The organism is Pseudomonas sp. AC355, from assembly GCF_979258205.1.
The window spans coordinates 4,593,219-4,620,042 of record NZ_OZ409843.1; the positions used below are offsets into that span (position 1 = coordinate 4,593,219).

General features: G+C 58.1%; 20 protein-coding genes, 1 tRNA gene and 2 pseudogenes. 12 read left to right on the plus strand and 11 right to left on the minus strand.

From position 1 onward, the window contains the following. Positions 1–159: 159 nt before the first annotated feature. The 5 genes from argE to ACZ0AI_RS21410 all read right to left on the minus strand — a co-directional run bounded on the left by argE (position 160) and on the right by ACZ0AI_RS21410 (position 5,462). Positions 160–1,323, minus strand: coding sequence for an acetylornithine deacetylase (argE, locus tag ACZ0AI_RS21390; protein WP_463563591.1), 1,164 nt, complete (start codon positions 1,321–1,323; stop codon positions 160–162). Beyond that, positions 1,316–1,993 carry a DUF1028 domain-containing protein gene (locus tag ACZ0AI_RS21395; RefSeq protein ID WP_463563592.1) on the minus strand — a complete coding sequence of 226 codons (678 nt, stop codon included), beginning with the start codon at positions 1,991–1,993 and terminating at the stop codon, positions 1,316–1,318. Before ACZ0AI_RS21395 ends, argE begins: the two co-directional genes overlap by 8 nt. Before the next feature lie 10 nt (positions 1,994–2,003). Then, positions 2,004–2,429: a RidA family protein gene (locus ACZ0AI_RS21400; RefSeq protein ID WP_042554711.1), complete on the minus strand. Its 426-nt coding sequence runs from the start codon at positions 2,427–2,429 to the stop codon at positions 2,004–2,006. Further along, on the minus strand, positions 2,429–3,730 hold the full coding sequence (locus ACZ0AI_RS21405) for a flavin-containing monooxygenase (protein ID WP_463563593.1): 1,302 nt from the start codon (positions 3,728–3,730) through the stop codon (positions 2,429–2,431). Before ACZ0AI_RS21405 ends, ACZ0AI_RS21400 begins: the two co-directional genes overlap by 1 nt. 196 nt (positions 3,731–3,926) lie before the next feature. After that, positions 3,927–5,462, minus strand: coding sequence for a sensor domain-containing diguanylate cyclase (locus tag ACZ0AI_RS21410; RefSeq protein ID WP_463563594.1), 1,536 nt, complete (start codon positions 5,460–5,462; stop codon positions 3,927–3,929). Between the two features lie 658 nt (positions 5,463–6,120). On the opposite strand from ACZ0AI_RS21410, the gene ACZ0AI_RS21415 reads away from it, so the two are divergent. Then, positions 6,121–6,197: transfer RNA gene (locus ACZ0AI_RS21415), tRNA-Ile, on the plus strand. A 161-nt stretch (positions 6,198–6,358) separates the two neighbouring features. Here the strand turns inward: ACZ0AI_RS21415 and ACZ0AI_RS21420 are convergent. After that, positions 6,359–6,643 (minus strand): annotated as a pseudogene (locus ACZ0AI_RS21420) (tyrosine-type recombinase/integrase); the annotation flags it as partial. Between the two features lie 6 nt (positions 6,644–6,649). Between ACZ0AI_RS21420 and ACZ0AI_RS21425 the strand changes: the two are divergent. The 8 genes and pseudogenes from ACZ0AI_RS21425 to ACZ0AI_RS21460 all read left to right on the plus strand — a co-directional run. After that, positions 6,650–6,840 (plus strand): annotated as a pseudogene (locus tag ACZ0AI_RS21425) (DUF4172 domain-containing protein); the annotation flags it as partial. A gap of 85 nt (positions 6,841–6,925) precedes the next feature. Beyond that, the gene (locus ACZ0AI_RS21430; RefSeq protein WP_463563595.1) at positions 6,926–7,687 is read left to right on the plus strand and encodes a nuclease-related domain-containing protein; all 762 of its coding nucleotides are present in this window, start codon (positions 6,926–6,928) and stop codon (positions 7,685–7,687) included. A gap of 441 nt (positions 7,688–8,128) precedes the next feature. Beyond that, entirely contained in the window at positions 8,129–8,734 is a 606-nt protein-coding gene (locus ACZ0AI_RS21435; RefSeq protein ID WP_463563596.1) for a hypothetical protein, read from the plus strand. 1 nt (position 8,735) lies between these two features. Further along, positions 8,736–9,239 (plus strand): dCTP deaminase domain-containing protein, encoded by a 504-nt coding sequence (locus tag ACZ0AI_RS21440; protein WP_463570081.1) that lies wholly within the window; start codon positions 8,736–8,738, stop codon positions 9,237–9,239. Positions 9,240–9,538: 299 nt separating this feature from the next. Next, entirely contained in the window at positions 9,539–9,886 is a 348-nt protein-coding gene (locus ACZ0AI_RS21445) for a hypothetical protein (protein WP_463563597.1), read from the plus strand. A 411-nt stretch (positions 9,887–10,297) separates the two neighbouring features. Next, on the plus strand, positions 10,298–11,428 hold the full coding sequence (locus tag ACZ0AI_RS21450; RefSeq protein WP_463563598.1) for a nucleotide kinase domain-containing protein: 1,131 nt from the start codon (positions 10,298–10,300) through the stop codon (positions 11,426–11,428). Between the two features lie 44 nt (positions 11,429–11,472). Next, positions 11,473–11,970, plus strand: coding sequence for a TIR domain-containing protein (locus ACZ0AI_RS21455; protein WP_463563599.1), 498 nt, complete (start codon positions 11,473–11,475; stop codon positions 11,968–11,970). Positions 11,971–11,972: 2 nt separating this feature from the next. Further along, the gene (locus ACZ0AI_RS21460) at positions 11,973–12,617 is read left to right on the plus strand and encodes an Nmad2 family putative nucleotide modification protein (protein ID WP_463563600.1); all 645 of its coding nucleotides are present in this window, start codon (positions 11,973–11,975) and stop codon (positions 12,615–12,617) included. A 164-nt stretch (positions 12,618–12,781) separates the two neighbouring features. On the opposite strand, the gene ACZ0AI_RS21465 is transcribed toward ACZ0AI_RS21460, so the two are convergent. Continuing rightward, positions 12,782–13,477: a hypothetical protein gene (locus ACZ0AI_RS21465; RefSeq protein WP_463563601.1), complete on the minus strand. Its 696-nt coding sequence runs from the start codon at positions 13,475–13,477 to the stop codon at positions 12,782–12,784. Positions 13,478–14,154: 677 nt separating this feature from the next. Here ACZ0AI_RS21465 and ACZ0AI_RS21470 point away from each other — a divergent pair. Next, positions 14,155–14,790: a LuxR C-terminal-related transcriptional regulator gene (locus ACZ0AI_RS21470; protein WP_463563602.1), complete on the plus strand. Its 636-nt coding sequence runs from the start codon at positions 14,155–14,157 to the stop codon at positions 14,788–14,790. A gap of 3 nt (positions 14,791–14,793) precedes the next feature. On the opposite strand, the gene ACZ0AI_RS21475 is transcribed toward ACZ0AI_RS21470, so the two are convergent. Further along, positions 14,794–16,425 (minus strand): hybrid sensor histidine kinase/response regulator, encoded by a 1,632-nt coding sequence (locus ACZ0AI_RS21475; RefSeq protein WP_463563603.1) that lies wholly within the window; start codon positions 16,423–16,425, stop codon positions 14,794–14,796. 175 nt (positions 16,426–16,600) lie between these two features. Next, entirely contained in the window at positions 16,601–18,232 is a 1,632-nt protein-coding gene (locus ACZ0AI_RS21480) for a hybrid sensor histidine kinase/response regulator (RefSeq protein WP_463563604.1), read from the minus strand. A 196-nt stretch (positions 18,233–18,428) separates the two neighbouring features. Between ACZ0AI_RS21480 and ACZ0AI_RS21485 the strand changes: the two genes are divergently transcribed. Next, positions 18,429–18,821: a hypothetical protein gene (locus ACZ0AI_RS21485; RefSeq protein WP_463563605.1), complete on the plus strand. Its 393-nt coding sequence runs from the start codon at positions 18,429–18,431 to the stop codon at positions 18,819–18,821. 205 nt (positions 18,822–19,026) lie between these two features. On the opposite strand, the gene glyA is transcribed toward ACZ0AI_RS21485, so the two are convergent. Both glyA and ACZ0AI_RS21495 read right to left on the minus strand, forming a co-directional pair. Beyond that, positions 19,027–20,280, minus strand: coding sequence for a serine hydroxymethyltransferase (gene glyA, locus ACZ0AI_RS21490; RefSeq protein ID WP_463563606.1), 1,254 nt, complete (start codon positions 20,278–20,280; stop codon positions 19,027–19,029). Between the two features lie 137 nt (positions 20,281–20,417). After that, positions 20,418–24,596, minus strand: coding sequence for a sensor domain-containing protein (locus tag ACZ0AI_RS21495; RefSeq protein ID WP_463563607.1), 4,179 nt, complete (start codon positions 24,594–24,596; stop codon positions 20,418–20,420). 474 nt (positions 24,597–25,070) lie between these two features. Here ACZ0AI_RS21495 and ettA point away from each other — a divergent pair, with 474 nt between their 5' ends. After that, positions 25,071–26,735 (plus strand): energy-dependent translational throttle protein EttA, encoded by a 1,665-nt coding sequence (gene ettA / locus ACZ0AI_RS21500; RefSeq protein ID WP_463563608.1) that lies wholly within the window; start codon positions 25,071–25,073, stop codon positions 26,733–26,735. The last annotated feature ends 89 nt before the right edge of the window (positions 26,736–26,824 follow it).

Consider the following 26,824-nt stretch of genomic DNA (forward strand, 5'->3'; position numbering starts at 1 on the left):
TGCGTAGTTGGATTTTTTGGGTGGCTCGCGTTTTTTGGTGGGCTGAAGCGGATCGCCGCCCGGCCCACCCTACGCCACGTAACGTTGGTGCTTCATGTGGGGTATGCACAAAGCTGCTAACCCGTTGGGTGACGCTTCAGCCCACCAAACAACCGAATCTCAAACCGGCTCGCGCAGGTAATCCACCAGCCTCGAAAGCATCGCATCACAACCCCGGAGCTGTTCCACGCTGACGAACTCGTCAGGCTTGTGGCCCTGATCCATGCTGCCCGGGCCGCAGACCACGGTGGGGATGCCGGCGCCGTCGAACAGGCCGCCTTCGGTGCCGAAGGCCACGGTGCCGAAATCACTCGATCCGCAGATCCTCGTCAGCAGGCGAGCGGCCTCGCTGTCGGGCGGTGTGGCGAGGCCGGGGTAGGCGCTCAGCGCGTGCAGGCGGATGTCGCTAGCGGCGCTCACCGCCTGCATCTTTGGCAGCAACTGCTGGGCGGCATAAGACTGCAATTCATCCGCCACGCTCTGTGCGTCGAAGCCTGGCAATGCGCGCACTTCGAAATCGAACTCGCATTCCGCCGGTACGATGTTCAGCGCGCGGCCGCCTTTGATCAGGCCGGTCTGCACGGTGGAGAAGGGCGGGTCGAAGCGCGCATCGTGGTGCTCGGGCTGTGCCAGGCGCGCGCCGATATCGCCCAGGTGGCCGATCAGCCGCGCCGCGTACTCGATGGCATTCACGCCGTAGGGCGCGTACGCCGAATGGCAGGCTGCGCCGTGCACTTCACAGCGCATTGCCAGCTTGCCCTTGTGGCCGAGCACGGGCTTGAGTTCGGTTGGCTCGCCGATAAGGCACAGGGTCGGTTTGTGCGGGCGCTTTTCCAGCTCGGCGAGCATGGAGCGCACGCCGAGGCAGCCGACTTCCTCGTCGTAGGAAAAGGCCAGGTGCACCGGCACCTGTAGCGGGCGTTGCAGAAAACCTGGCACCGCTGCCAGTACGCAGGCGATGAAGCCTTTCATGTCCGCTGCACCGCGGCCGTATAGACGCCCGTCCCGCTCCGTCAGCTGGAACGGGTCGAGGGTCCAGGCCTGGCCATCCACCGGCACCACGTCGGTGTGGCCGGACAGCACCACACCGCCGCGATCCCGCGGGCCGATGGTGGCGAACAGATTGGCCTTGGTGCCTTCGGCGTTGTGGAACAGCTCGCTGTCGACGCCGAACCCTGCCAGGTAATCGCGTATGAATTCGATCAACTGCAGATTGGAATCACGGCTGACCGTGGCGAAGCCGATCAGCCGCTCGAGCAGGGCGCGGCTGCTGGGCTCATTCATCGCCCGGCACTCCATAACTTGGCGCGGCCGTGGGGTCGAGGGCGCGGGTCAGGTAATCCTGCATCTGCGGGCGGTAGGCCTGCCACAAACCATCTAGTTGGCCGATAGGGTCGTCGTCCGCCCAGTCGACCCGCAGGTCGATGATCGGCCAGACCAGGTCGCCCACCACCTTGAGCGCAGCCGAATGCACCGGGCCGGCTTCGCCGCCGGCGGCCATCGCACCGTGCATGGCCGCGAGCAGGCGGTCGGCCAGTTGCCCGCTGGCATTCTCGAATGCCTCGACCATGGCCTGGATCACCGCTTCGCCCGACAGCAGATTACCCGCCGCCACGCACTGCTCACCGGCCACTGCGTTGTACAGCCCCAGCGCTTCCTTGCCGCTGAATAGCGCGGTGCGGCCGTGGCTGTCGATCACCGTCACCTGGCGATACTGGCTCCAGCCATTGGCGCTCAGCGCGCGCTGCAGGGCGTCGTCCGGTGCCAGCGCTTGCTGCTCCAGCAGGTCGAGAATCTGCGGGCCGAGGGCGGGCAGGGTGACGTTCTGGGTGGCCACCGCCCCCACGCCGGCGCGCAGCCAGGGGCAGCGTGCGCCCACGGCGATGCTCGACGAGCTGATGGCTATGCCCAGTTGACCGGTTTCCGGGCAGCGCCCGACGATGGAAAAGGTCATGCGTGCCTCCTTATTTGGCTTGCCAGTCGTCCGGGATCACGGCGATCACGTCGATCTCCATCAGCCACTGCGGCTGGCCAAGAGCCGACACCACCAGCCCGGTGGAGATCGGGAACACGCCCTTCAACCATTTGCCGACTTCCTTGTACACCGGTTCACGGTAGCGCGGGTCGATCAGGTAAGTGGTGGTCTTGACGATGTGCGAGAGGTCGCTGCCGGCTTCTTCCAGCAGTTGCTTGAGGTTCTTCATCGCCTGTTCGGTCTGCGCCTGCGGGTCGCCAAGACCGACCAGGTTGCCGTCGAAGTCGGTGCCGACCTGGCCGCGTACGTACACCGTGTTGCCGGCGCGCACGGCCTGGCAGAGGTCATTGTCCAGGGACTGGTTGGGGTAGGTGTCCTTGGTGTTGAACATGCGGATGCGGGTATGAGTGGGCATCATTTGACTCCCTGCAGGCGGGTGATGGGGGCGTCTGCCTGGCGCTGCTCGGCATCGCGATAGGCGGTGTATTTGCGTTGCGTGGCGATGTGGTCGGCGACGTGCTTGGCGTCGTGCCACACGCCCCAGATGAACGACGAGCCCCGGCGCGACAGCCACGGCAGGCCGAGGAAATAGATGCCCGGCTCGCGAGACACGCCGCGCTGATGCTGTGGCTTGCCGTTGGCGTCGAAGGTATCGACCTCCAGCCAGCTGAAGTCGGTGGCGAAGCCGGTGGCCCAGATGATCGACGTCACGCCGGCCTCGATCAGATCCAGCTCGCGCAGCGGCTCGGTCATGCACGCTGGGTCGGCGGGGATGCGCCGCGCTTCCGGCTCTTCGGGCAGATCCAGGCCGTTGCGGGCGATGTAGGCATCCGCGGCATCGAGCAGCGCCAGGTAGTTCTCGTCGCCACGGCGGACGTTGTCGACCAGATCGTCGGCAAACTGCACTACGCCGTTATCGAACGAGCGGGTCAGGCCGACCAGCGTCATGCCCTCATGGGCCAGGCGGCGGAAGTCGATGGTCTTGCCGCCACCGGCGCCGCTGACGGCGATGGTCACGTGCTCGCGGCCGGCCTTCGGGGTTTCCTGATCCCACTCGCCGAGCACGCCCAGCCACCAGCAGAAGTCCCGGTCGCGATAGCTGCGTGGCGGGCGATCATGGGCACCGACCGACAAGTACACCTGGCGGCCTGCCTGCATCAGCTCATCGGCGATCTGCGTGCCCGAGGAGCCCGCGCCAATTACCAGCACCGCACCGGCTGGCAACTGCTGCGGGTTGCGGTATTCAGCAGAGTGGATCTGCGTCAGGCGCTCGTCCTTCGGCGCGATGGCCGGGATCACCGGGCGCTGGAACGGCCCGGTAGCGGCGACCACACGGTTGGCCTCGATCACGCCCTCCGAGGTTTCGATGGTGAAGCCGGGACGGTTGGCATTGCGGCGTACCTTCTTCACTTCCACGCCGGTGCGAATCGGCGCGTTAAAGGTGCGCGCATAGGCTTCGAAGTAGGCGGCTACCTGCTCCTTGGCGGGAAAGGCGTCATCGTCGAGGTCGAATTCCAGGCCGGGAAAGCGGTCATGCCAGGCCGGCCCGTTGGCCACCAGCGAATCCCAGCGCATGGTGCGCCAGCGCTCGGCGATGCGGTTGCGTTCCAGCACCAGGTGCGGCACGCCCAGCTTGGTCAGGTGCTCGCTCATCGCCACACCGGCCTGGCCTGCGCCAACCACCAGGGTGTCTATTTCGATTTTCTCGACAGTCATCTCTATGTCCCTCTGAAGGAGGCCGTGCGCCTTTCGGCCAAGGCTGGCCTTGGGGCACTTCGCGCAAGCCGCTCGTGCATTGAGGCCATTGTGTTCAGAGGCAGGGGATAGCGAAATTAGCGTTTTTGTAGTCGTTGACCAGCAAAAAGCTGGGCACTGCCGCGGGAGCCATGGGAATGGCTCTTCGGTGAATGCATCAGGTGGGGTTCTGGCCGAGCATCACGCGGTTGCGGCCGGCTCCTTTGGCGGCGTACAGGGCGACATCCGCAGCGGCGACCAGCGCCGCAGGCGTCGGCATATCCCGCCCTGGCACGCAGGACGCGACGCCGACGCTCAAGGTCAGGTTGGTGTAGGGCGAACCCTCGTTGGCTATCGCCAAAGCCTCGACATCCGCGCGAATCCGCTCGGCCACAGCCAAGGCTGACGAGCTTTCCGCGCCGGGGAGAATCAACGCCATTTCCTCACCACCATAGCGCGCAGTGGTATCCGCACTGCGCTTGGCATGGCGCTTGAGCACTGCGGCCACCTGCTTGAGCGCCTCGTCGCCAGCCGGGTGGCCGTACTGATCGTTGAAGCGTTTGAAGTAGTCCACATCGACCAGCACGAAGGACAGCGACTGACCCTGGGTCGCCGCAGAACTGAAGGCCGCCTGCAATGCTTCATCCAGTCGACGTCGCGTGGCCAGGCCGGTAAGGGCATCTTCACCCGCGATGATCTCCAGCGCGTGATTGGCTTCTGCCAGATCACGGTGCATACCCTTCAGGCTGGCTTCCATCTCGCCCTGGCGCCCGAGCGCACGCCAGATCAAACAGGCCATCGACACGAACAGCAACAGCACGATGCCGCTCAAGCCCCAGGTCTGCTGTGCACGGTGTCGCCAGGCCTGCAGCGCCTGTTCTTCGGACACCGCCGCAGCCACCACAATCGGGTATTCGGCGCTGGAGTCGAAGCCATAGATACGCCTCACGCCATCGAGCATCGCCGTCAGCACCATGTTGCCGCGTGTCACGCCATCGTCGTTGATCATGCGCAGCACTGGGCTTTTCGATACGTTGACCGCATAACTCTCGGTGGACAGCTGCGACCTGGCGAGGATGGTGCCATCGCGCTTGACCAGGCCGATGACGCCCTCGCTACCCAAGTCGATGGTCTGGTAGAAGTCGACGAAGCGCTCGATCAGCAGCGTCGCCAGCACCACGCCGCGGAACTCGCCGTTGGCATCATTGAGGCGCAGCGACAGTGAAATCACCCATTCGCCGGTCATGCGGCTCTGAATGGGCGCGCCGATAAACAGACCGTAGTTCCTGTTCTCGCGATGCAGGGCGAAGTAATCCCGGTCGGCGGCGCTATAGGTCGTATTGGGGTCGGGAATCGTGGTGATCAGCGCCCGACCATCCGGGCCGACCACGGTGAACCCTTGAACATCGCGCAGCACCCCCAGTTGGGCCCGTGATACCTCTAGGACCTCTTGCAGGTTTTCAGGGCCATAACCGGCAATCTTCAGCTTGCGTTCGATGCCGATCAGCACCGTATGCGCATCGCGGATCGTCGACTCGGCCTGCCTGGTCAGTGCCGTCGACAAATTCTGCATATCGTCGACATTATTCCTCAGCGCCTCGCGTTTATCCCACTCCACCTGCAGATAGGTGAGTAGCAGAAAGGCCATGCTCACAACGCCAGTCATGATCGCGACCAGGCGCCTGAGGTGACCGATTTTGGATGTCTGACTCATCAAATTTGCAGACCTGGCTGAGGCGGTGTTGAGCGTGTATCGGCCTTCACCATTGGCAGCGCAAGGGCGCTGGATGAATACGCTAGCTTGCCAATGATAGAGGGCTGTAACGGGATTATGAACGATCAGGCTGCTTCGTGGCGCCTTCTGCTGGGCGCAAACCCTTTAGCGCATGGATCAAACGCGCCATGTCGAGAGATGTTCGAGCCTGCGAGGTGTGAAGATGTCCGTGGACATCAATGCGCAGTAGAAGCGGATTTATCGAGTGTATAAAAACACGAAAGCCGCGCAGTGCACGGCTTGTATAGCGGGTACTACGACCGTCGCTAGGCCTTGGCACGATGGCGGCTGTGCCAAGGAAATCTCCCTGGCATCAGAAGGTGTCATTCATGGCATTACTCGTCTGTGAGCCGATTAGCCACCCTATTCGGCTCGATTAGTGAGCCGAATAATGAATCTATTCGACTCAAAAAGTGACCCTCAGGCTGCGCTTAGACACATCGTATTTCTTCAGGGGCGCGGAGCACGCTCCTGCAGTCATCTCGGTATTTTTCTCGGGATTGGAGACGCTGCACAGTGTCATGGCGATGTTTCCAGGCACACAGCGCATCGGATTGGCGCTCGGCCAGGTGCATCGGTATAATCCGCCGGCCTCTGAGGGCCTATAGCTCAGTTGGTTAGAGCAGAGGACTCATAATCCTTTGGTTCACGGTTCGAGTCCGTGTGGGCCCACCATCTCCAAAGCCGCGCACTGCGCGGCTTTTTCCATTCTCGGGTGTCTTGAGCACCCGCTTCAAAGCCTTCTCAGCCCCTCGATTGACCACAAACTGTCCACACCTGCGCGAGAGAGGGATCAGATTGACCACATCCATGAGGTGGTCATGACTGAAGTGGGCGTACCTCTGAGTCATTGCCTGGGTGGCATGGCCTAGTACGTGCTGTAGGGGCAGGGTGTCGCCGCCGTTTGCCATGCAATGGCTGGTGAAGGTATGACGCAGAACGTGAGTAAGCTCTCCGACTGGAAGCTCTAGGCCGGGCTCCTCACCCACATCCCGATAGACGGAGTAGCAGGGCTTGAAGGGCAATGCGGCGTTGATGCGCCTTTTCAGTTCCACTGTGATCGGCACCGAGCGCTTGTTGCTCGACTTGGTCTTGGTGTGAAGGATTATTTCGCCACGCACTTGGCGCTCCTTAACCGCCTTCTAAGGATGGCGAGCGCGGCTTTGAGGACGGTATCAGCGCCGCCCAATACCAGGCCGTTACCAATGTTTCCAAAGCCACGGCAACACGTCACTTGAGCTATTTACTTGATAAGGGCTGCATTGTCCGCCTGCCTGGCGGCGGCCGTAGCACTCGCTATCAGATAGTCACGGGCTGATACAGCTAGCCTTTAATATTATCGTGCCACTACGCTAAATTTCGGTACTATCCGGCTAAAGAAGGATTCTCCGAAAGGTCGAGAAATGGACTTCACCCCTGTCATAGCCCAGGTATTGGGCATGCTGGTCTGGTTTATCCCAGCTGTATTTCTGATCGCGCTGCTCAAGTCGCCATGGGCCAAGGGTCATATCGGCGAGCTACTTGTGCGCTTCTTCGCTCACCGGCAGTTGGATGAGCACACATACCGCCGCTTGCATAACGTCACCCAGAATACGCCTGACGGCACCACGCAGATCGACCACGTATTTCTGTCGGTCTACGGCATCTTCGTGCTGGAAACGAAGAACATGAGCGGCTGGATCTTCGGCAGCGAGAAGCAGGCGCAGTGGACGCAGAAGCTCTACAAACGCACCTTCAAATTCCAGAACCCGCTGCGGCAGAACTACAAACACCTCAAAGCCACCCTTGGCGTAAACCCCGAGCACCTGCACTCGGTGATCACCTTTGTCGGCGGCAGCACCTTCAAAACCGAAGTGCCGGCCAACGTCACCCAGGGCATCGGCTTTATCCGCTATATCAAGTCATTCCAGCAGCCGCTATTCAGCGAGGCTGAAGTCGACGCCATGCTGCACGCCCTGCAAACCGGCCGCCGCGCGCCGACGCTCGCCACCCACCGCGAGCATGTGCAAAACCTCAAGCGCCGTGGTGATCCGATTGCTGAGCGGCAGTGCCCGAAATGCGGCAGTGCGCTGCTGGTTCGTACCGTGAAGTCGGGGGCTAAAGCAGGGCAGCAGTTTTGGGGCTGCTCGATGTTTCCCAAGTGCAGGAGGTTGCAGAGCCTTTGAGGTGCTGGAGCCAGCTATCAAACGTGGGTAGTTCCCGGTTATTGCAACATCGACAATGCTATCGGCGCTCTGCTCACACACCGCGATTTGGCCTGTGCCGTGTAATTCGCCACACGCCGGCAGTCGGCATGGCAAGAGCTCATTTTCAGCGTCTAGAAGCCATCACAGCAACGCCTACAGCCCAGTAACGGAAAACCACCCTGTCCATCAGCCCTGCTCAATGGCATCGCGTCGTGCACGGAGGCCAAATCGCGGGCACCGACAGGGCGACTCAAACGCTGTGCACATCGCGCGCGCAGATTTAGTGTCGTGACTAGGCGCACTGAAGGTGCCAAATCTTCGTTAGGTCGAGGTTCAAAGCCTCCAAAGTGGATGTATACTAATGCCCGAAAAATAGCTCCTAGCGGGGAGCTACAAGACCATTAGCGTTCGGGGGCGATCATGTCACTTTTCAGTCAACTTGAAGAGCTTCAGTGGAAGCAGCTGCAGCATGACGAAAAGTATCATAAAGACATCTGGCTTCTAACTGTTCAGCAGCGTGTTACACACATGGTTTTGCACTTGGCAAAATACAGCGCAAAACTTACGGTTGCTGCTTATGAAAAAAACAACGCCGAATTTAAACGCGTAATAGTTGATTGCTTGATAATTTTGTTTTCTTCAGCAAACATCTTCAACTCAAGAATCTACGACATCTCATTAAGCGAGCAAGAAAGAGACTTCTCCGACATTAAGAGCCTCGCAAACTACCTAATTAAAACCGAGTACACCAAAGCCTCAAGCAATGGGCTTTGCGATTTTTCCAGAGAAATCACGATACAAGCCGGCATGATGTGTAAGGCGGCAGAGTCACTAGATCACCTAGAGCCCTTCCCATTTAGGCAAGCATTTATTGAGAGTCTAGGTAAGCTCTTCAAGATCTTCCTTGTGGCACTTTACTCCATGACAAACGAAGAGCTGGAAGCATTGCTCTCCGAACGATTAGTTGCAGTCGAGAAGAAAAACATCTTTTTCAACCGACTAGGTAATTACGAAACAGGATATTGAAATGTTTTGGAGCGGCGACAAGCTCAAAGAAGAGCTGATAAACATAGTGAAAAACGAAGACGGCAGCATAGACAACATCAACGTTGACTGTGCTGCCGTTTCACTTACTGTAGGAGACGAAGTCTATATTACACCCAGCGACCCCGATAACAGCAAAGACACTGGCGTAAAAAAGAAGCTCACTGATGAGAAATCTCAGTTCGTTATACCTAAAGGGCAGTTTGCCTTCCTGCTTACTAATGAAATAATTTCTGTACCCGATGACGCACTCGCCTTAATCTCATTCAAGGCAACATATAAATTCAAAGGCCTGATAAACGTTTCCGGTTTCCATGTAGACCCAGGATGGAGTGGCAGACTCACATTTTCAGTCTATAATGCAGGCCCGCTAGATATTACCTTAGAGAAGGGCGATCCCTTTGCTCTGATATGGTTTGCGAATCTTGATCGTGTATCTAGCGATAAGTACAAAAAGACATTAACAGACTCCCCCCCAAATCTTTAGATAGCAAGCTCATTTCAAACATGTCGGGTGAGGTCTTCTCCCCTGTGAAACTTAAAAGCGAGCTTGACGCACTAAAAAAAGAAATACTAACCCTTGAGAGCAAAATAATAACAAGATATTCGACTATCATTTTCGCTATATTCATTACTATTTTAGGCTTTGGCATGCGAGACATAATATTCAAAGCCATAAATGATTTCACTGACACAAACTATTTTGCTGTGCAACAACCGTCGCATCCCGAACAGAACTCTGAAAGGGAATTGGAAGCGCTAGGCAGTAAAAAATAACGGATAAGCATGCATATGCACATACACATATATATAAAGCTTGGTCTCTGGCAGCGCATAGGAATAGTTGCGATTCTTTTGTCCGGAGCATTTATGGCGATGCTCGCTGTTAATAACCTCCCCACTCAGGAGGACGTATATCCATGCTTAATGCAAATCGATGCTGTTAAAGACACTGTGCCACCCTATCAAGAAGCCCCTAAGAACTGCGACAGAGATATAATAAACGTGGGAGTTAAAATCCACCAATTCGGTTTTGTAGTTGAAACCTTTTTGAAGTGGCTGGCAGCAATTTTTGCTGTGTACGGGATTGTTCTTGCAGTTGCCTGGGTGAAGGCAGGAAGAGACAAAAAATGAAAATCCTGTACAGATAATACCTACGCTATTAATTTTCATTATATTACATCTGGCTTTTAAAGGCTCCTCCCCCGCAGAGTGAGAGTTAATATAGAAAAGCACACACTGACACCACTTAGGTACTTGCTCACAGCAGAGCACATCTGTAAGCCAAAGCCCGTCTCCAGGTATCCCAATTTTAGGCGCCCACCCCTGAAAGGCTTCATCATTTGCCTATCTGTGGTACCGGATCAGGCCTTATAGCAGCGAGCATCCTAATTAAGCACCGCAGAATTTACCCAGCAGCAGCTAGGTCAATAACACCAATGGCAATTAGCCGTTGAACTACTCAACGTGATTGGCCATTATTCGACTCTGTGCCAGCTTTATGATAACTAGCCTGGCGCATGCGCCCACTGTAGAGAAAAAAGTGTGAAGGCTGAAATCCCGAAAAAGCGTCTATTTTGTGAAGCTGGCCCAAAGGGCCAGCTTCACATACCTGTCAGCCCATCGCATTTGCTTCCGATCAAGGTAACACCTGTGTTCGATAGCTACTGGCGGTTCGCCGCAGAACGCCAGAATGTATTCCGCCAAAGGTTGGAGGGGCAACCTGCTCCGTGGACAGTTGACCCTGTAATTGCCATTCATAAATTTACAAACGCATATCGAGCGTCGGATCGCGTTAGTCAGTTCTTAATAAAACATGTTATTTATCGCAAAGATCTTCCTGGATCTCCAGCCGAGGTTCTTTTTCGAATCCTACTTTTTAAACTTTTCAATAAAATTGAAACATGGAATTTACTTGAGCATACATTTGGCGAGATCACTTATAAAAACTATAATTTCGACCACTACGACAAAGTGCTAAGCCAGGCAATGAATGCCGGAGGAAGAATTTACTCTGCAGCCTATATAATGCCTCCAAGCGGCTCTGTCTTTGGATATCCCGCCAAACATCAAAATCATTTACGCCTGCTAGAGCGCATGATGACCGATGACCTCGCAGGCCAACTGTCACAACTAAAAAAAATGCAGGGTGCATTCGAGCTACTCAAAAGCTATCCGTCAATTGGAAATTTTTTGGCATACCAATTTGTCACCGACATTAATTACAGCGAGATTACCGACTTCTCTGAGATGGATTTCGTCGTGCCTGGCCCTGGTGCACTCGACGGCCTCAGAAAATGCTTCGCAGATAAAGCGAACCTCAACGAAACTCAGCTAATACGTTTGATGGCGGAAAATCAGGAGCAAGAGTTCGACCGCCTAGGCATAAAATTCCAATCCTTATGGGGCCGTAGACTTCAACTGATTGACTGCCAAAATATCTTCTGTGAAGTTGACAAGTATGCGCGGGTCGCCCACCCTGAAGTTGCTGGCATTTCTGGACGCACTCGTATTAAGCAAAAGTTTTCTCCAACTGGGCCTCTGGACAGACCTTGGTATCCTCCCAAGTGGAATATAAATTCGAAGATTGAAGCGGATCTACAGGGTGCTGCAGTGGAAGTTGAAACTGCAGCGAGCGCATTCCCCGCTCAGTCAAAATTGAATCTAGGAAATTAACAACTACAATATGAATTTTGGACTTCATCGCTAGGGGTACTGAGTTGAGTAAATCTGAGAGCCGGAGACATTTATTTATCAGCCACCACCATCGCGATGACGCTCTCGTCGACAATTTTACTCGCCTACTCGGGTCAAAAGGGTGGGACGTACGAAATAGTTCGATTAGGGCTAAACCAGCAAACCAAGAGCGACTCGACAAGGGGATGATCAAAGAGGCAACAATCGCGCGGTTGCTTCGTATGAAAATTTCCTGGGCCTCTACAGTAGTTGTTCTAATTGGCCAGCAGACACATCAGCGCCCCTGGGTTAATTGGGAAATTCAGCAGGCACACGCTCAAGGAAAGAGAATTGTAGGAGTATATGAACAAGGAGGAAAAGACTCAGACATACCTGAGAACCTTGAAAAATATGCTTCTGCAATTGTTGGCTGGAACGCAAACAGCATCCAAGAAGCAGTCGATAAGGGAGAAAACACGTTTCAAAATCCAGACGGATCTATTCGCTCATCTGTAAACGCTTCCGCTAATTCTGAGTGCTGAATATGCCTAATGTGTATATATATGTTGTAGATCGTGATTTTGGATTTGCGCCTAACCCATTTCATAACATGTGTACTCTTGCCACATGCAAACCTGACATAAGACGAGTCGCCAATGTGGGAGACTGGGTCATAGGGATGGGTGGAACAAGACTGAATGCGACCGGAAAATGCATATTCGCTATGGAAATTTCTAAATCAGTTACATTCGACGAGTATTGGACCGACCCGCTATATCGAGATAAGAAACCGCTACGTAATGGTAGTAAAAAGATCATTGTCGGAGACAACATTTACCATCAATACAACGGAAGCTGGCAACAGTTGAATTCTCACCATAGCTACCAAGACGGCTCCCCCAACCCCCACAACATATCGAACGACACAAAAACCAACAGAGTGCTTGTGTCTAACCATTTTTATTACTTTGGCGTCGCAGCCGTGATAATTCCTGCCGGGATACTTGAAGGGATTGGTTATCGAAATTCGCGAGGGCATAGAAAATTTAGCTTGAACCAAGCTAAGCCAATTGTTACTTTCCTTCTAGATAACTTCCATCGCAATATTTTACATGGCGACCCATTCGATTTTGAAGCAGCAAAATCTAGATATTCAGCAGAAAATAACAAGGTAACGGCCCATACATAACGATCAAACGATTAAATAAACCTCCCGAGCTATTGCCTCTAATTCTCATCTCACGATTCCTCTCGTCAATACTATTCGCGCATCCTACACCTATAAGATCAAGGGGCTCTTCTTTGATACATTGCTCTCCCTTGCGGTGATAGCTAATAAAACCCTTTCTATACTCAGGTCTTATCCATGGTGGATATAACTTGGTACATTTTGTTTCTGTAACCAATAAGCCGTGCATTTACTGCCAGTAGATCATGCGACAGCTCATCGAATTTCGGGTATTTCTTTTGAAGCGCCTGAGGCTCTAGATCATGATTAGACGATGTATCTAGCTCTCGCTCGTACCACCTACGATAACGCGCCTGCCATCGTGTAAGATGAGGACGCAATCCATGGTTTAGTACATCTATTGATAGCCGGATGATCTTCTCAGTTTCTTTTCTTTGAAACTTTGAAACGGGAACATCTTTTATTAACTCTCTAGTGACAGAAAAAAAACTGAACCACGAGTCATAAACTTCGAAAATAACGTCATCATTCAAATCTATAGGCAACCCAATCTTTCGGGTACTTAGCTCAACCCAGATTTTATAGGCAATTTGCTTGTCAACTAGATTAGGCCGAAGCTTAATCTTCTGATCTCCGATACCAAATTCAGCCTCATCAATTTCAAAGTCTCGAACTTTTGAAGTAGAAGGAAAGCCTTTCGCAACGAAGAAAATAAGTAATATCAATAAAAAAACAACAATCGCCCATGGAGATGCCTCCAAGGTCAGCCGAAAATCCGAATCGACGATGAATTTTATTAGAGAACTACTAGCGGATTTAGCGTCCAAAGTCTCTCCTTCATCCATGAGGTACCAAACCACGCAGTCCTCCTGAGCCTAATAAATAAATGGGGGGGTAAACTCGAAGCGATCACCCTCGATGGCTAGTTGCCAGCAACCATGTAGACGCTAGTTCGATTCGTGGCTGGTGCGCAATAGCCTCGTCATAAAATTTCGATTTTAATGGATAGATGCACCCAAAATGGTGACCTGTAACGGTTTTTTGTTGCTACTCGATTCGGTACATGGCCGACCACGCTAGGGGTAGCTGAACCGCTAGGTTTTTCAAGGGGGGGTAGGGCATTTCGATACAGGAACAGTACATCAGCGGTACAGTGAGCAGCTTCTCTTAACTTCGTTGAGCTATGCTCAAAGCTAGTAACCACCCTACTTCCAGCTAACTGTACCTACGCCAAGCTACTCACAGCTTCACTAGGTTCGCAGCGTTTCTAGGCAACTCATAATCCTTTGGCCCACGGTTCGAGTCCGTCTGGGCCCACCATCTCCAAAGCCGCGCATTGCGCGGCTTTTTCATGTCTGCAATTCCAGGCCGAATCCGCCACGTAGGTCAGGATCTTTCGTAGTGGCTGAGGGTCTATGTCGTTTGATCGGCGTCTGCACCTGAGCGATGAGCCGGCCGCATCGGCCCAGACTGAGAACCAGGTGCTAGCGCCCCCATGGATATGACCTTAGTCTGAGCCCATGATGAAAACGTCCTTATGATTGAACAACTCCAGCAAGACCGCATTATCGTGGCCGATGATCATCCGGTTTTCCGCGAAGGCCTGAGCCGCATCGCGCAGCGCGTCTTTCCCCATGCCTGCATTCTCGAGGCAGGTGACATGGACGAGGTGCTCGCCCTGGCCAGTGCCGGTGCGCCGCCCAGTCTGTTCATGCTCGATTTGCTGTTCCCGGGGCAATCACCGCAGGCCATTGGCGGGTTGCGCCAGCGGTTTCAGCGCAGCTCCATCGTGATCGTGTCGATGGTCGACAACCGCGAGCTGATCGACGAGGTGATGGTGGCTGGTGCCGATGGCTTTATCGGCAAGGCGACGCCGCCCGACGAAATTGCCGCCGGGCTGCTGGCGGTGCGTGCGGGGGATTTCGTCCTCAGCCTGGGCCCGGCCGGGGTGCCGGCCTTTACCGAGGGCAGGCAGCTGCTCGAGCAACTGACGCCGCGCCAGCAGGACGTGCTGCGGTTACTGGTTCGCGGCCTGTCGAACAAGGAAATCGCCCGCGAGCTGGACATCTCTCCCTTTACCGTGCGTATTCATGTCTCTTCGCTGCTGCGTACGTTGGATGTCAGCAGCCGTGCAGCTGCAGCCGCGAAGGCGGCGCAGGCTGGGTTGCGCTAACCGTCAGGCTGCTTGCGATCCGAGTTTGAGCGCCACCAGCAGCGAGCGCAGCTCGGCGGGCTGCACGGGCTTGGACAGGATTGGAATGTTCTCGTCAGCCAACTGTTCCTGGACGCGGCGCACGTCGTGGCCGGTCATGATGATGGCAGGCACGTTGCGGCCGCTGATTGCACGCACATGGTTGATGCAGTCGGCTCCGGAGGCTTCCCGGCCGAGGTCGAAGTCGGTGACTACCAGATCGAAGTCCGTCGACACGCTGGGTAGCGAGGTGAAGCTGGCGACGTCACAGCCCCACTTCGTCAGCAGGGTGGCGGTGGCCAGTAGCACGTTTTGATCATCCTCGATCAGGCACACCCGCAGCCCATCCAGCATGCGCGGTGCCTGGTTGCTGCTCTGTGCCGTGGCGATGCGTTCGACCGGTGCCGCTACCGACTGCAGGCCGTCGATGGCTGCGAGTGTGCCCCGGCCCTCCACGGAACGAATGCGAATGCGCAGACCCATCAGCGTGCCTAGCCGCCTGACGATGGTCAGCCCCAGACCCATTCCGTCGACATCGGTGTCGCGCGCCTGGCGCACGCGGTAGAACTCTTCGAAGATATTGTCGAGATGCGCTTCGGCGATACCGCGGCCTTTGTCGTACAGCTCGATGGACAGGCCCGTGCCTTTGCGTCGGCAGCCGATCAGCACGGGTTGCCCAGGGGCGTACTTCAAGGCGTTGGAGAGCAGGTTCTGCAGCATGGTGGTCAGCAGCCCGTGATCGGCGCGTACGTAAACAGGCGGGCAGTGCAGGCGAATATCCACTCCGGCCCAGCGGGCTGCCTCGGTGTTCTGCTGGATCAGTTGCTGCAGCAGAGTGTGCAGCGGCAGGGTTTCCATCTGCGGATCCACCTTGCCGCTGTCCAGCGAATACATGTCGAGAATCGAGCGGAACAGGCGGGCAACGCTGTTCAGCGATTTGTCGATGTTCTCCACCAGGCGCTTCTGCTCGCTGTCCAGGCTGCTGTCGCGCAGGCAGGCGGTGAACAGGCTGATGGAGTGAATGGGCTGACGCAGATCGTGACTGGCCTGCGCCAGGAACTGCGACTTGGCCAGGTTGGCGGCCTGCTCGGCTTCGGTTGCCAGGCGCGAGCGCTTGAGCAGAGTGTGTATGTAAGCCGGCACCATCAGGGTGGTGAGCAGCAGGGTGATGATCAGATAAGGTTGCGACTGCCAGTAGGCCGAAGTGCTAGCGATGATTAGCAGCGAGAGTGTCGCCATGATGGTCGCCAGCAGCAGGTAGCCCGATCTGTAACGCAACCCATAGCCGACGGTTATCCAGAGTAGCGCTGCATAGATCGGCAGCATGAGCGCGCCACCCGTGGCAATGGCCAGCGTGATGGCGCAGTAGTCGATGAGCATGGTCAGCACTCGTCGCACCGGTCGGTTGCCGGGGCGGCGGCAGATATCGAACCAGAGCGTCAGGGCGGCGACACAGAACACCGCTTCAAGCGGGAAGATCTTCCAGGCCAGCGCTTCCCCGATTATGGATTGCTGGAAAAGCACCAGTGTGTAGCCGATGGCAATTGGCGTGATGATCAAGCGCACCGCCGCCTGTGCACGCTCTGTATCGTATGTGGGAGAGGCGGTCGCGAACATGGGAATTCTCTAGAAGCCATGTGGTTCTGGTATCCGCACACCATAGTCCGCGGGCATTTACAGGCGCAATACAGCAGTAAACGCGCAAAGTACCTTTCGCACCCCCGTACTCGCTGGCCGTCGGTACCCGTGCAGTTGCCGACGCCAGGCGGCGCAGGCTGGGTTGCACTAAGCGTCAGGCTGCTTGCGATCCGAGTTTCAGTGCCACCAGCAGCGAACGTAGCTCGGCGGGCTGCACGGGCTTGGACAAGATCGGAATGTCCTCGTCGCCCAATTGCTCTTGAACACGGCGAACGTCGTGGCCGGTCATGATGATGGCAGGTACGTTGCGGCCGCTGAGTGCGCGCACATGGTTGATGCAGTCGGCTCCGGAGGCTTCCCGGCCGAGGTCGAAGTCGGTGACCACCAGATCGAAGTCCGTCGACACGTCGGGTAGCGAGGTGAAGGTGGCGACGTCACAGCCCCACTTCGTCAGCAGGGTGGCGGTGGCCAGTAGTACGTTCTGGTCATCCTCGATGAGGCATACCCGCAAGCCATCCAGCATACGCGGTGCCTGGTTACTGCTCTGTGCCGTGGTGATGCGTTCGACCGGTGCCGCTACCGACTGCAGGCCGTCGATGGCTGCGAGTGTGCCCCGGCCCTCCACGGAACGAATGCGAATGCGCAGACCCATCAGCGTGCCTAGCCGCCTGACGATGGTCAGCCCCAGACCCATTCCGTCGACATCAGTGTCGCGCGCCTGGCGCACGCGGTAGAACTCTTCGAATATGTTGTCGAGATGCGCTTCGGCGATACCGCGGCCTTTGTCGTACAGCTCGATGGACAGGCCCGGGCCTTTGCGCCGGCAGCCGATCAGCACGGGTTGCCCAGGGGCGTACTTCAAGGCGTTGGAGAGCAGGTTCTGCAGCATGGTGGTGAGCAGGGCGTGATCGGCGCGTACGTAAACAGGCGGGCAGTGCAGGCGCATATCCACTCCGGCCCAGCGGGCTGCCTCGGTGTTCTGCTGGATCAGGTGGTGCAGGAGCTTGTGCAGTGGCAGAGCCTCTATCTGCGGAACGACCTTGCCGCTGTCTAGCGAATACATGTCGAGAATCGAGCGGAACAAGCGTGAGACGCTGTGCAGCGATTTGTCGATGTTCTCCACCAGGCGCTGTTGTTCGGTGCCCAAGCGGCTGTCGCGCAAGCAGGCGGTAAACAGGCTGATGGAGTGAATGGGCTGGCGCAGGTCGTGGCTGGCCTGTGCCAGAAACTGCGACTTGGCCAGGTTGGCGGCCTGCTCGGCCTCAGCGGCGCGGCGCGAGCGCTTGAGCAGGGTGTGTATGTAGGCTGGCACCATCAGGGTGGTGAGCAGCAGAGTGAAGATCAGATAAGGCTGCGACTGCCAGTAGGCCGAAGTGCTCGCGATGATTAGCAGCGAGAGCGTGGCCATGATGGTCGCCAGCAGCAGGTAGCCCGACTGGTAACGCAGGCCGTAGCCGACGGTCACCCAGAGCAGGACGGCATAGATCGGCAGCATGGCCGCGCCACCTGCAGTAATGACCAGCGTGATGGTGGTGTAGTCGATGAGCATGGTCAGCACTCGCCGTGCCGGTCGGTTGCCGGGGCGGCGGCGGATGTCGAGCCAGAGCGCCAGAGCGGCGGCGCAGTAGGTCGACTCGTAGAAGAACATATCCCAGGCCACCTCTGCCTCGATCATGGAGAGCTGGTAGAGCACCAGTGCATAGCTTATAGCGATGGGCGAGATGATCAGACGCACCACCGCCTGAGCACGCTCGGCGTCGTACGCGCGGGGCGCGGTCACGGACATGTACATTTCCTACGAGCTATTTGATTCGGATACTCGCACACCATAGGCCGCCAGCCTTAACAGGCGCAAGACAACAATAGGGCGACAAAGTGCCTCTAGCACACCCGTACTATTTCGCCGCGACCACCCCCTTCTTAAAATCGCGGGCATCGCTTCGGCAATGGGTCGAAGGCAGGTCGTCGAGGAAGAATCTCACATGAGCATCAAAGGAACGCTTGGGGCTCTGCTCATTGCCCCGATGCTGGCTACCCTTGCCGGGTGCCTGCCGCAAAATACGCAAAGCCAGGGCCTGATGAACAACACGCAGGCGGCCAATGCCAACGGTCCTTGCACGCCGAGCACGTCCGATAACCTGATCTCCACTGGCCGCAGCCTGTTGAGCATTGCCAACTCAGTGCTGGAAACTCAGCAGAGCTTCCAGGGCGACTCGACCACCTACGCTTCGCGCGTGCAGGCGGCGGAGAAGGCCCAGAAGGTCAACCAGGGCAACGACGTGCTCAACAACGTCGAAAGCATGACCGCCGGCCTCGGTGCCAGCGCTCCGTGCACTGCCACCGCTACTGCCGCACCGGCCGCTGCATCGCGTTGATCACGCCTGGGGCATGAGTGCCCGGCCAGCCTGTTCGGGAAACCGAGCTGGTTTGCTACCGAAAAAGCCGCGCACTGCGCGGCTTTTTCGTGTGTGGCGTTTACTTTCGGCGGTGAGGTGGCAGGCCATCCTGGGGGCCATGATTGTTCACCAGGCATGAAAAAGCCCGGCATCGGCCGGGCTTTTTCGTTTACAGCGCTGTCGCTTATTTGCCGTAAACCGGCAGTTTGGCGCAGATGGCTTTGACCTTCTCGCGAACGGCGTCGATCACCGCTTCGTTGTTCAGGTCGGCCAGGATGTCGCAGATCCAGCCCGCCAGTTCCTTACACTCGGCTTCCTTGAAGCCGCGAGTGGTGACTGCCGGGGTGCCGAAGCGCAGGCCGGAGGTCACGAACGGGGAGCGTGGGTCGTTCGGCACCGAGTTCTTGTTGACGGTGATGAAGGCTTTGCCCAGTGCGGCGTCGGCGTCCTTACCGGAGATTTCCTGCTTGATCAGCGAGAGCAGGAACAGGTGGTTTTCGGTGCCGCCGGAAACGACGTCGAAGCCACGCTCGATGAACACGCCGGCCATGGCCTGGGCGTTCTTCACGACCTGCTGCTGGTAAGTCTTGAACTCAGGCTGCAGCGCTTCTTTGAAGCAGATCGCCTTGGCAGCGATGACATGCTCCAGCGGGCCGCCTTGGGCGCCCGGGAATACGGCGGAGTTGAGCTTCTTCTCGATGTCGGCGTTGGCCTTGGCGAGGATCAGGCCGCCGCGCGGGCCGCGCAGGGTCTTGTGGGTGGTGGTGGTCACCACGTCGGCGAACGGTACCGGGTTCGGGTACACGCCAGCAGCGACCAAGCCTGCGACATGCGCCATATCAACAAAGAGCAAGGCGCCTACTTTGTCGGCGATGGCGCGGAAGCGCGGGAAGTCGAGAATCTGCGAGTAGGCGGAGAAACCGGCGACGATCATTTTCGGCTTGTGCTCGACAGCCAGGCGCTCGACTTCGTCGTAGTCGATCAGGCCGTTGCCGTCGATGCCGTACTGAATGGCGTTGTACAGCTTGCCGGAGGAGGAAACGCTGGCGCCGTGGGTCAGGTGACCACCGTGGGCCAGGCTCATGCCCAGGATGGTGTCACCGGCGCTCAGCAGGGCCAGGTAGACAGCGGCGTTGGCTTGCGAACCCGCATGTGGCTGCACGTTGGCGTAATCGGCGCCGAACAGCTCTTTCGCGCGGTCGATGGCCAGTTGCTCAACGATATCCACGTACTCGCAGCCACCGTAGTAGCGCTTGCCCGGGTAGCCTTCGGCGTACTTGTTGGTCAGCACCGAGCCCTGGGCTTCCATGACTGCCGGGCTGGTGTAGTTTTCCGAGGCGATCAGCTCGATGTGCTCTTCCTGGCGCAGAGCTTCTTGCTGCATGGCTTCGAAAAGCTCGGCGTCGTACTTGGCAATGGTCAAATCACGGCTGAACATGGCAATCCCCTGAGAGTCAGCTGGGCGGATGAAATAGGGTGCGGATTCTAACGCATCCGAGCTGGCCAGGCATATGAAGCGTGATCATGCCCAGGATAAGCGGCGCTCACGTCCTGCCCGCGCCGCATGCGGTTGCGTTATTCGAGTGTGAACGGGTGCTGGCCGCCGAATTGCGCCTCGAATTGCTGGGCGGGTATCGGCCGGCCGAGCAGGTAGCCCTGCACCTCGTCGCATGCGTGGTTGCGCAGGAAGTCGAGCTGCTCCTGAGTTTCCACACCTTCGGCGATCACCGTCATGTTCAGGCTGTGGGCCATGGCGATGATCGCGCGGGCGATCTGTCCATCCTGCTCGCCCTGAGGCAGACCGTCGACGAAGCTGCGGTCGATTTTCAGCACGTCGATAGGGAATTGCTTGAGGTAGTTGAGCGACGAGTAGCCGGTGCCGAAGTCGTCGATGGCGATGCACAGGCCGAGGTTCTTCAATACGGTCAGGGTCTGCATGGCGGCTGCCACGTCCTGCATGAGGATGCTTTCGGTCAGCTCCAGCTCCAGGCAGGCGGCGGGGATGTCGCTCTGGCTGAGGATGCGTTCGATACGCTGGTGCAGGTCGCCGTCGCTGAACTGACGGGCGGACAGGTTCACCGAAACCCGGGGTACGTGGATTTTGTTGTTGTGCCAGGTGCCCAGCTGGCGACAGGCTTCGGCGAGCACCCATTCGCCGACCTGCACCACCAGGCCGAGCTCTTCGAGCACCGGGATGAAGGCGTTAGGGGCGACCAGGCCGCGTGTGGGGTGCTGCCAGCGTAGCAACGCTTCGACGCCGGTCAGCAGTTTGCCGTCGCCGGAGAACTGCGGTTGGTAGTGCAGCAGGAATTCGCCCTGTTCCAGCGCGTGGCGCAGGTCGCCTTCCAGCTCCAGGCGCTCCAGAGCGCTGGCGTTCATATCCGCCTGGTAGAACTGGAAGTTGTTCTTGCCGCGCTCTTTGGCGTGGTACATCGCGGTGTCGGCGTTCTTCATCAACTGGCTCAGTTCGTGGCCGTCCTGCGGGCTGAGGGCGATGCCGATACTGGCGGTGACGAAGAATTCGCGGCCTTCCAGCACAAAGGCGCGGGCCAGGCTGGCGAGAATCTGTTCGGCGACGTGGATGGCACGGTGCAAAGCGCCTTCGCGGCTGCCATTGGATTGCAGCAGCAGGGTGAATTCGTCGCCGCCCATGCGTGCCACGGTATCGTCTTCGCCCACGCAGGCGGCCAGACGAATGGCGACGTCCTTGAGCATGCGGTCGCCAGCCGCGTGGCCGAGGGAGTCGTTGATCGGCTTGAAGCGGTCGAGGTCGAGGAACATCAGCACCACCCACTCGCGATGCCGCTCGGCATGCTGCAGGGCGGTGTGCAGGCGATCCTGAAACAGGGTGCGGTTGGGCAGTTGGGTCAGGGCGTCGTAGTAGGCCAGCCTGTGGATGCGCTGCTCACTGGCCTTGCGCTCGCTGATGTCACTGAAGAAACACACGTAGCTGACCAGGTCGCCTTCTTCGTCGTGCACTGCCGTGATGCCGACCCAGGCCGGGAAGTTTTCGCCGTTACGGCGCCGCAGCCAGATCTCGCCTTCCCAGGAACCGCGCAGGTGAAGCTGGGACAGTACGTAGTTCAGGTGATTGTTTTTCTGGCTGTCGGCGGTGAGCATGCCCGGCAACTGGTCGAGCACTTGCTCGGAGCTGTAACCGCTGACCAGGCTGAAAGCGTTGTTGACCTGAACGATGTAGCCCGCCGGGTCGGTGACCAGAATGGCTGCTGTGGAGTGCTCGAATACCGTCGCCGCCATGCGCAGGTCTTTCTCGGCACGGCGCTGCTGGCCAATGTCGCGGCCCACGCCGAGCAGGCCCTCGAAGCGCCCGCTGTCGTCCCACATGGGTACCAGGCGCAGCTCCACCGGAATTTTTCGACCATCGGCGCGCAGGCAATCGAAGACGCACAGTTGCGGTGTCAGGTTCTGCCGCAGTTCGTGCATCTGCTGCGGTACACCCATGGCAGCGCGGATGCGGGCGAGCAGAGCGAAGACGCCACTGAGTTGCTGCGGGTTGGTGGCCAGGCCCTCGAAGCCGTGCTTCTGCACCCACGGCACCGAGTAACCGAGCACCGTTTGCACCGAAGGGCTGATGTAGTTGAGGTCGAGCTGACTATCGGTGGAGAAAATGACGTCGCTGATGCTCTCGGCCAGCAGGCGGTAACGCTGTTCGTTGTCACGTAGCGATTCGTTGCGGGCGATCTGCTCGGTGATGTCCTTGGCCACGCCGATCAGGCGGCTGACCCAGCCATTGCTGTCCCGCGAGAGCGCCTGTTCGGTGATGCTGAGCCAGCGCCAGGAGCCATCCTGGTGTCGTGCACGGAACTGCGACTCGAGCAGTACGCCGTCGCTCAGCACGGTTTGCAGGTTACGCACGCGCCCGTACAAGTCGTTGTCGTCGGGATGCACGATGCGTTTCCAGAAACCGTCGCCCTGGGCCTTCACGAAGGCGGCGTCGTAACCCAGTTTGACGCCGATGTCGTGGTTGCTGAACAGCAGGGTGCGCGACGGAATGTCGTTGACGTAGAGGGTATCCGGCACCGCACGGACGACTTCTGACCAGAAGCGCTCGCGCTCGACCAGCGACAACTCCATGCGCTTACGGCTGGTGATGTCACTGATACTCAGGGCTACGGCGTGCAGATCTTGTGCGCTTTCCGGCAGGCGCATCACCAGCCACAGGTGGCGGACGCTACCGTGCGGGCCTTCAATATGGCTTTCCAGTTCGAGGTGGCCGCCGCCGTCGAGTAGGGCGGCACTGAGCTGGGCACGGAAACCGTGCGGGTTCACGTCACCCCTATTGATCAGTTGTTCCCTGGCCTGCTCGGGCGTGTTCACGCCGAGCAGGCGTAGGGCGACCTGATTGGTTTCGGTGATGCGTATGTGCCTGAGCAGTTCGCCATGACGCTGCGGATTACGTTGCAGCCAGGGCTGCAGTTGGGCACCGCTGCTCAGCCCTTCTTCGTGCAGAAAGTGGTACAGCCCGGCGAGGTCGAGCACGCAGAGGGCGGTGCCGGTGCCGTCGAAGATGTCCTGATAACGGCGCCGGGCTTCCTGCAGCACGCGGGTGGCTTGTTGCTCTTCGGTGACGTCACGCAGTACCCAGACAAACCCCAGGTGGCGAGCTTCGTCACCCAGGTCGCTGCGGGTGATGGTAAACAGCCGCACATCACCGTCCTGAAGGATTTCCACCAGATCCGGCCCCAGGTCACTATGGAAGGCCGTGGCGTGTAGCAGTAACGGATCGAGGCGCGGCAGTAGCTCCAGCAGGTGCCATTCGCTGGCGTGCCGGTTGGTCAGGCCGAACAGTGCTTCGGCCTGTGGGTTGAGGTAGGTCAGGCGGCCGTTGCTGTCGGTCACCAATACCCGCTCTTCGATAACGCTCAAAGCACTGGCGGCTTGATGCAGAGAGCGCCGCGACGCTGCGTTGAGCGCGTGCAGATGGCTTTGCTCACGTACCAGGCGGTAGAGGGCGAACAGGGTGAGCAGGGCGCAGAGGGTGAACAGCAGGAATTTTCCGGCTATTTCCGGTAGCACCTGGGCTTGCAGCTTGCGCTCGTTGAGCATGGCGCGAAGCTGCCAGTCGGAGCCGGGCAGGGCTTGCAGGAAAATGGTTTGCGCCTGGTTGGCTGCGGTGACCATCGGGTAGCTGGGTTCTTGCAGGTTTTTGCCGCGCGAGTCGGTGATCACCCGTGCGCTGATGGCATCCTCCAGCAACCAGGGGAAGTCGTTCTGGCGGCTATGCAGTAGCCAGCTCGTCAGGGCACTGGCGTTCAGACGCAGTGCCCAGTAACCATCGCCATTGGAGGCGTGCAGCAGGAGATAGATGCGTCCGTCACCCAGGGGGTCGAATGCGTAATGATAGCCCTGGCTGGCGCTGCGCCCGGTCAGTTCGGCAAGCAATTGATAGTCGGTGCTGTGCGGCGCAGTGTCATGCAGCAGGCGCCCGGCGTTATCCAGGCGGGCGATGCTGTGCAGGGACGGGAATACGATGCGCAAGTTGTTCAGGTAAGCAGCATGCGCCGGGCCTGCAGCATCTTCGGGTTCGTGCGTCGCATTGAGCACGGCCCGTCCGGCGTTGGCCATGGATCCCATGTTCAGGCTCAATTGCTTGGCCAACTGCTCGCTCACCGCCAGGTTGAGGGAGCGCTGGTTATCCTTCAGCTGCTTGAATTCGAGCTGCAACTGCCACAACAGCAACACCAGAACTCCCAGCACCAGTACCACCAGAGCGCCCTTGAATGAGCGGCGCATGGGCACAATCTGTGGGTCGCGGTAAGGGGGCTTGGTGTTGGGCGCTGACACGTGATGAAGTCCTGCAACAGCGAGATAAAGAAGACCGGTGATGCTACTGCAAAGGCTAGTTAAGCAGGACGTCCGCTTCCCAAGGGCGGCTAGCATGCCACAACTGTGGCGAAGTGCCAGCTTGACCGACGAGCGTCCTGCGTTTACTGGCTCTTTCTAGTCGCCGCGAGATCGCCGAAAATACATCAGGGTTGGTTCGCTGCTGTCATACGAGGCTTACCCCTCTATTTAGTGCCAACTGGTTTTCTTCGGGCTACGCGCAACCGTGCTCGAGTGCCATGAGCTAGTCTTGCCGTTCCTGCGAGCGGGCTGTCGAAATCAGCTTGATCGGTTCGCCCGGCGCGACATTTCTCCGTTTGCGTGACGCACCGTCTTGGCATAGGGTGCGCGCCATCGTTGCCATTTATGAGTGAGGTCTGAATTTTGGCTCAATACGTCTACACCATGCATCGGCTGAGCAAGGTTGTGCCGCCGAAGCGCGAGATCCTCAAGAACATTTCCCTGTCGTTCTTCCCGGGCGCCAAGATCGGCGTGCTCGGCCTGAACGGTTCGGGTAAATCCACTCTGCTGAAGATCATGGCTGGCGTCGACACCGAGTTCGACGGCGAAGCCCGTCCGATGCCCGAGCTGAATGTCGGTTACCTGCCTCAGGAGCCGCAGCTCGACCCTAGCAAGACCGTGCGTGAAGTGGTCGAAGAGGCCGTGAGCGGCATCAAGGATGCCCAGGCGCGTCTGGATGAGGTGTACGCTGCCTACGCCGAGCCGGATGCCGACTTCGACAAGCTGGCCGCCGAGCAGGCCAAGCTGGAAGCCATCCTGCAGGCCAGCGATGGTCACAATCTGGAGCGTCAGCTGGAAGTTGCTGCCGACGCCCTGCGTCTGCCGGCCTGGGACGCCAAGGTCGAGCACCTGTCGGGTGGTGAGAAGCGCCGCGTAGCGCTGTGCCGTCTGCTGCTGTCGGCCCCTGACATGCTGCTGCTGGACGAACCAACCAACCACCTGGACGCCGACTCGGTGGCCTGGCTGGAGCGGTTCCTCCATGATTTCCCCGGCACCGTGGTGGCCATCACCCACGACCGTTACTTCCTCGACAACGTCGCCGGCTGGATTCTCGAGCTCGACCGCGGCGCGGGCATTCCGTACGAAGGCAACTACTCCGGCTGGCTGGAGGCGAAATCGTCCCGTCTGGCGCAGGAGTCCAAGCAGCAGTCGGCCCATGAAAAGGCCATGAAGGAAGAGCTGGAGTGGGTGCGCAAAGGCGCCAAAGCCCGCCAGTCCAAGTCCAAGGCTCGTCTGCAGCGTTTCGAGGAAATGCAGTCCCAGGAATTCCAGAAACGCGCAGAGACCAACGAGATCTACATCCCGGCCGGTTCGCGCCTGGGTGACAAGGTCATCGAGTTCAAGAACGTCACCAAGGGCTATGGCGACCGCGTACTGGTCGAAGACCTGTCGTTCAGCGTACCCAAGGGCGCCATCGTCGGCGTTATCGGCGGTAACGGTGCCGGTAAGTCGACCCTGTTCCGCATGCTGATGGGCAAGGAAGCGCCGGACTCTGGCAGCATCGAGATCGGCGATACCGTGCAGCTGGCCTGCGTGGATCAGAGCCGCGACGACCTGGACGGCAGCAAGTCGGTCTGGGAAGCGGTTTCCGATGGTCTGGATCAGATCAAGATCGGCAACTACGAGGTGCCGTCCCGTGGTTACGTCGGCCGCTTCAACTTCAAGGGTGCCGACCAGCAGAAGTTCGTCAAGGATCTCTCCGGTGGTGAGCGTGGCCGCTTGCACCTGGCGCTGACCCTGAAGGAGGGCGCTAACGTTCTGCTGCTCGACGAACCGTCCAACGACCTCGACGTGGAAACCCTGCGCTCGCTGGAAGATGCGTTGCTGGACTTCCCTGGCGCCGCCATTGTGATCTCTCACGATCGCTGGTTCCTGGATCGCGTGGCGACTCACATCCTCTCCTACGAGGACGACGGCGTACTGTTCTTCGAAGGCAACTACACCGAGTACGAGGCTGACCGTAAGAAACGTCTCGGCGACGCCGCCGCCCAGCCGCACCGGGTACGCCACAAGAAACTGGCGCAGTAAGCGATGTAAACGAAAAACGGGGCCGAATGGCCCCGTTTTTCATTGCGCTCATCAGCGCCTGGCTCTTATCTCTCTGAGTATTTTGGTGC

Excerpts from the sequence above, each read along its gene's own strand:
- argE (WP_463563591.1), bottom strand. The coding sequence starts at position 1,323 with ATGAATGAGCCCAGCAGCCGCGCCCTGCTCGAGCGGCTGATCGGCTTC.
- ACZ0AI_RS21395 (WP_463563592.1), bottom strand. The coding sequence starts at position 1,993 with ATGACCTTTTCCATCGTCGGGCGCTGCCCGGAAACCGGTCAACTGGGC.
- ACZ0AI_RS21400 (WP_042554711.1), bottom strand. The coding sequence starts at position 2,429 with ATGCCCACTCATACCCGCATCCGCATGTTCAACACCAAGGACACCTAC.
- ACZ0AI_RS21405 (WP_463563593.1), bottom strand. The coding sequence starts at position 3,730 with ATGACTGTCGAGAAAATCGAAATAGACACCCTGGTGGTTGGCGCAGGC.
- ACZ0AI_RS21410 (WP_463563594.1), bottom strand. The coding sequence starts at position 5,462 with ATGAGTCAGACATCCAAAATCGGTCACCTCAGGCGCCTGGTCGCGATC.
- ACZ0AI_RS21430 (WP_463563595.1), top strand. The coding sequence starts at position 6,926 with ATGGACTTCACCCCTGTCATAGCCCAGGTATTGGGCATGCTGGTCTGG.
- ACZ0AI_RS21435 (WP_463563596.1), top strand. The coding sequence starts at position 8,129 with ATGTCACTTTTCAGTCAACTTGAAGAGCTTCAGTGGAAGCAGCTGCAG.
- ACZ0AI_RS21440 (WP_463570081.1), top strand. The coding sequence starts at position 8,736 with ATGTTTTGGAGCGGCGACAAGCTCAAAGAAGAGCTGATAAACATAGTG.
- ACZ0AI_RS21445 (WP_463563597.1), top strand. The coding sequence starts at position 9,539 with ATGCATATGCACATACACATATATATAAAGCTTGGTCTCTGGCAGCGC.
- ACZ0AI_RS21460 (WP_463563600.1), top strand. The coding sequence starts at position 11,973 with ATGCCTAATGTGTATATATATGTTGTAGATCGTGATTTTGGATTTGCG.
- ACZ0AI_RS21470 (WP_463563602.1), top strand. The coding sequence starts at position 14,155 with ATGATTGAACAACTCCAGCAAGACCGCATTATCGTGGCCGATGATCAT.
- ACZ0AI_RS21475 (WP_463563603.1), bottom strand. The coding sequence starts at position 16,425 with ATGTTCGCGACCGCCTCTCCCACATACGATACAGAGCGTGCACAGGCG.
- ACZ0AI_RS21480 (WP_463563604.1), bottom strand. The coding sequence starts at position 18,232 with ATGTCCGTGACCGCGCCCCGCGCGTACGACGCCGAGCGTGCTCAGGCG.
- ACZ0AI_RS21485 (WP_463563605.1), top strand. The coding sequence starts at position 18,429 with ATGAGCATCAAAGGAACGCTTGGGGCTCTGCTCATTGCCCCGATGCTG.
- glyA (WP_463563606.1), bottom strand. The coding sequence starts at position 20,280 with ATGTTCAGCCGTGATTTGACCATTGCCAAGTACGACGCCGAGCTTTTC.
- ACZ0AI_RS21495 (WP_463563607.1), bottom strand. The coding sequence starts at position 24,596 with ATGCGCCGCTCATTCAAGGGCGCTCTGGTGGTACTGGTGCTGGGAGTT.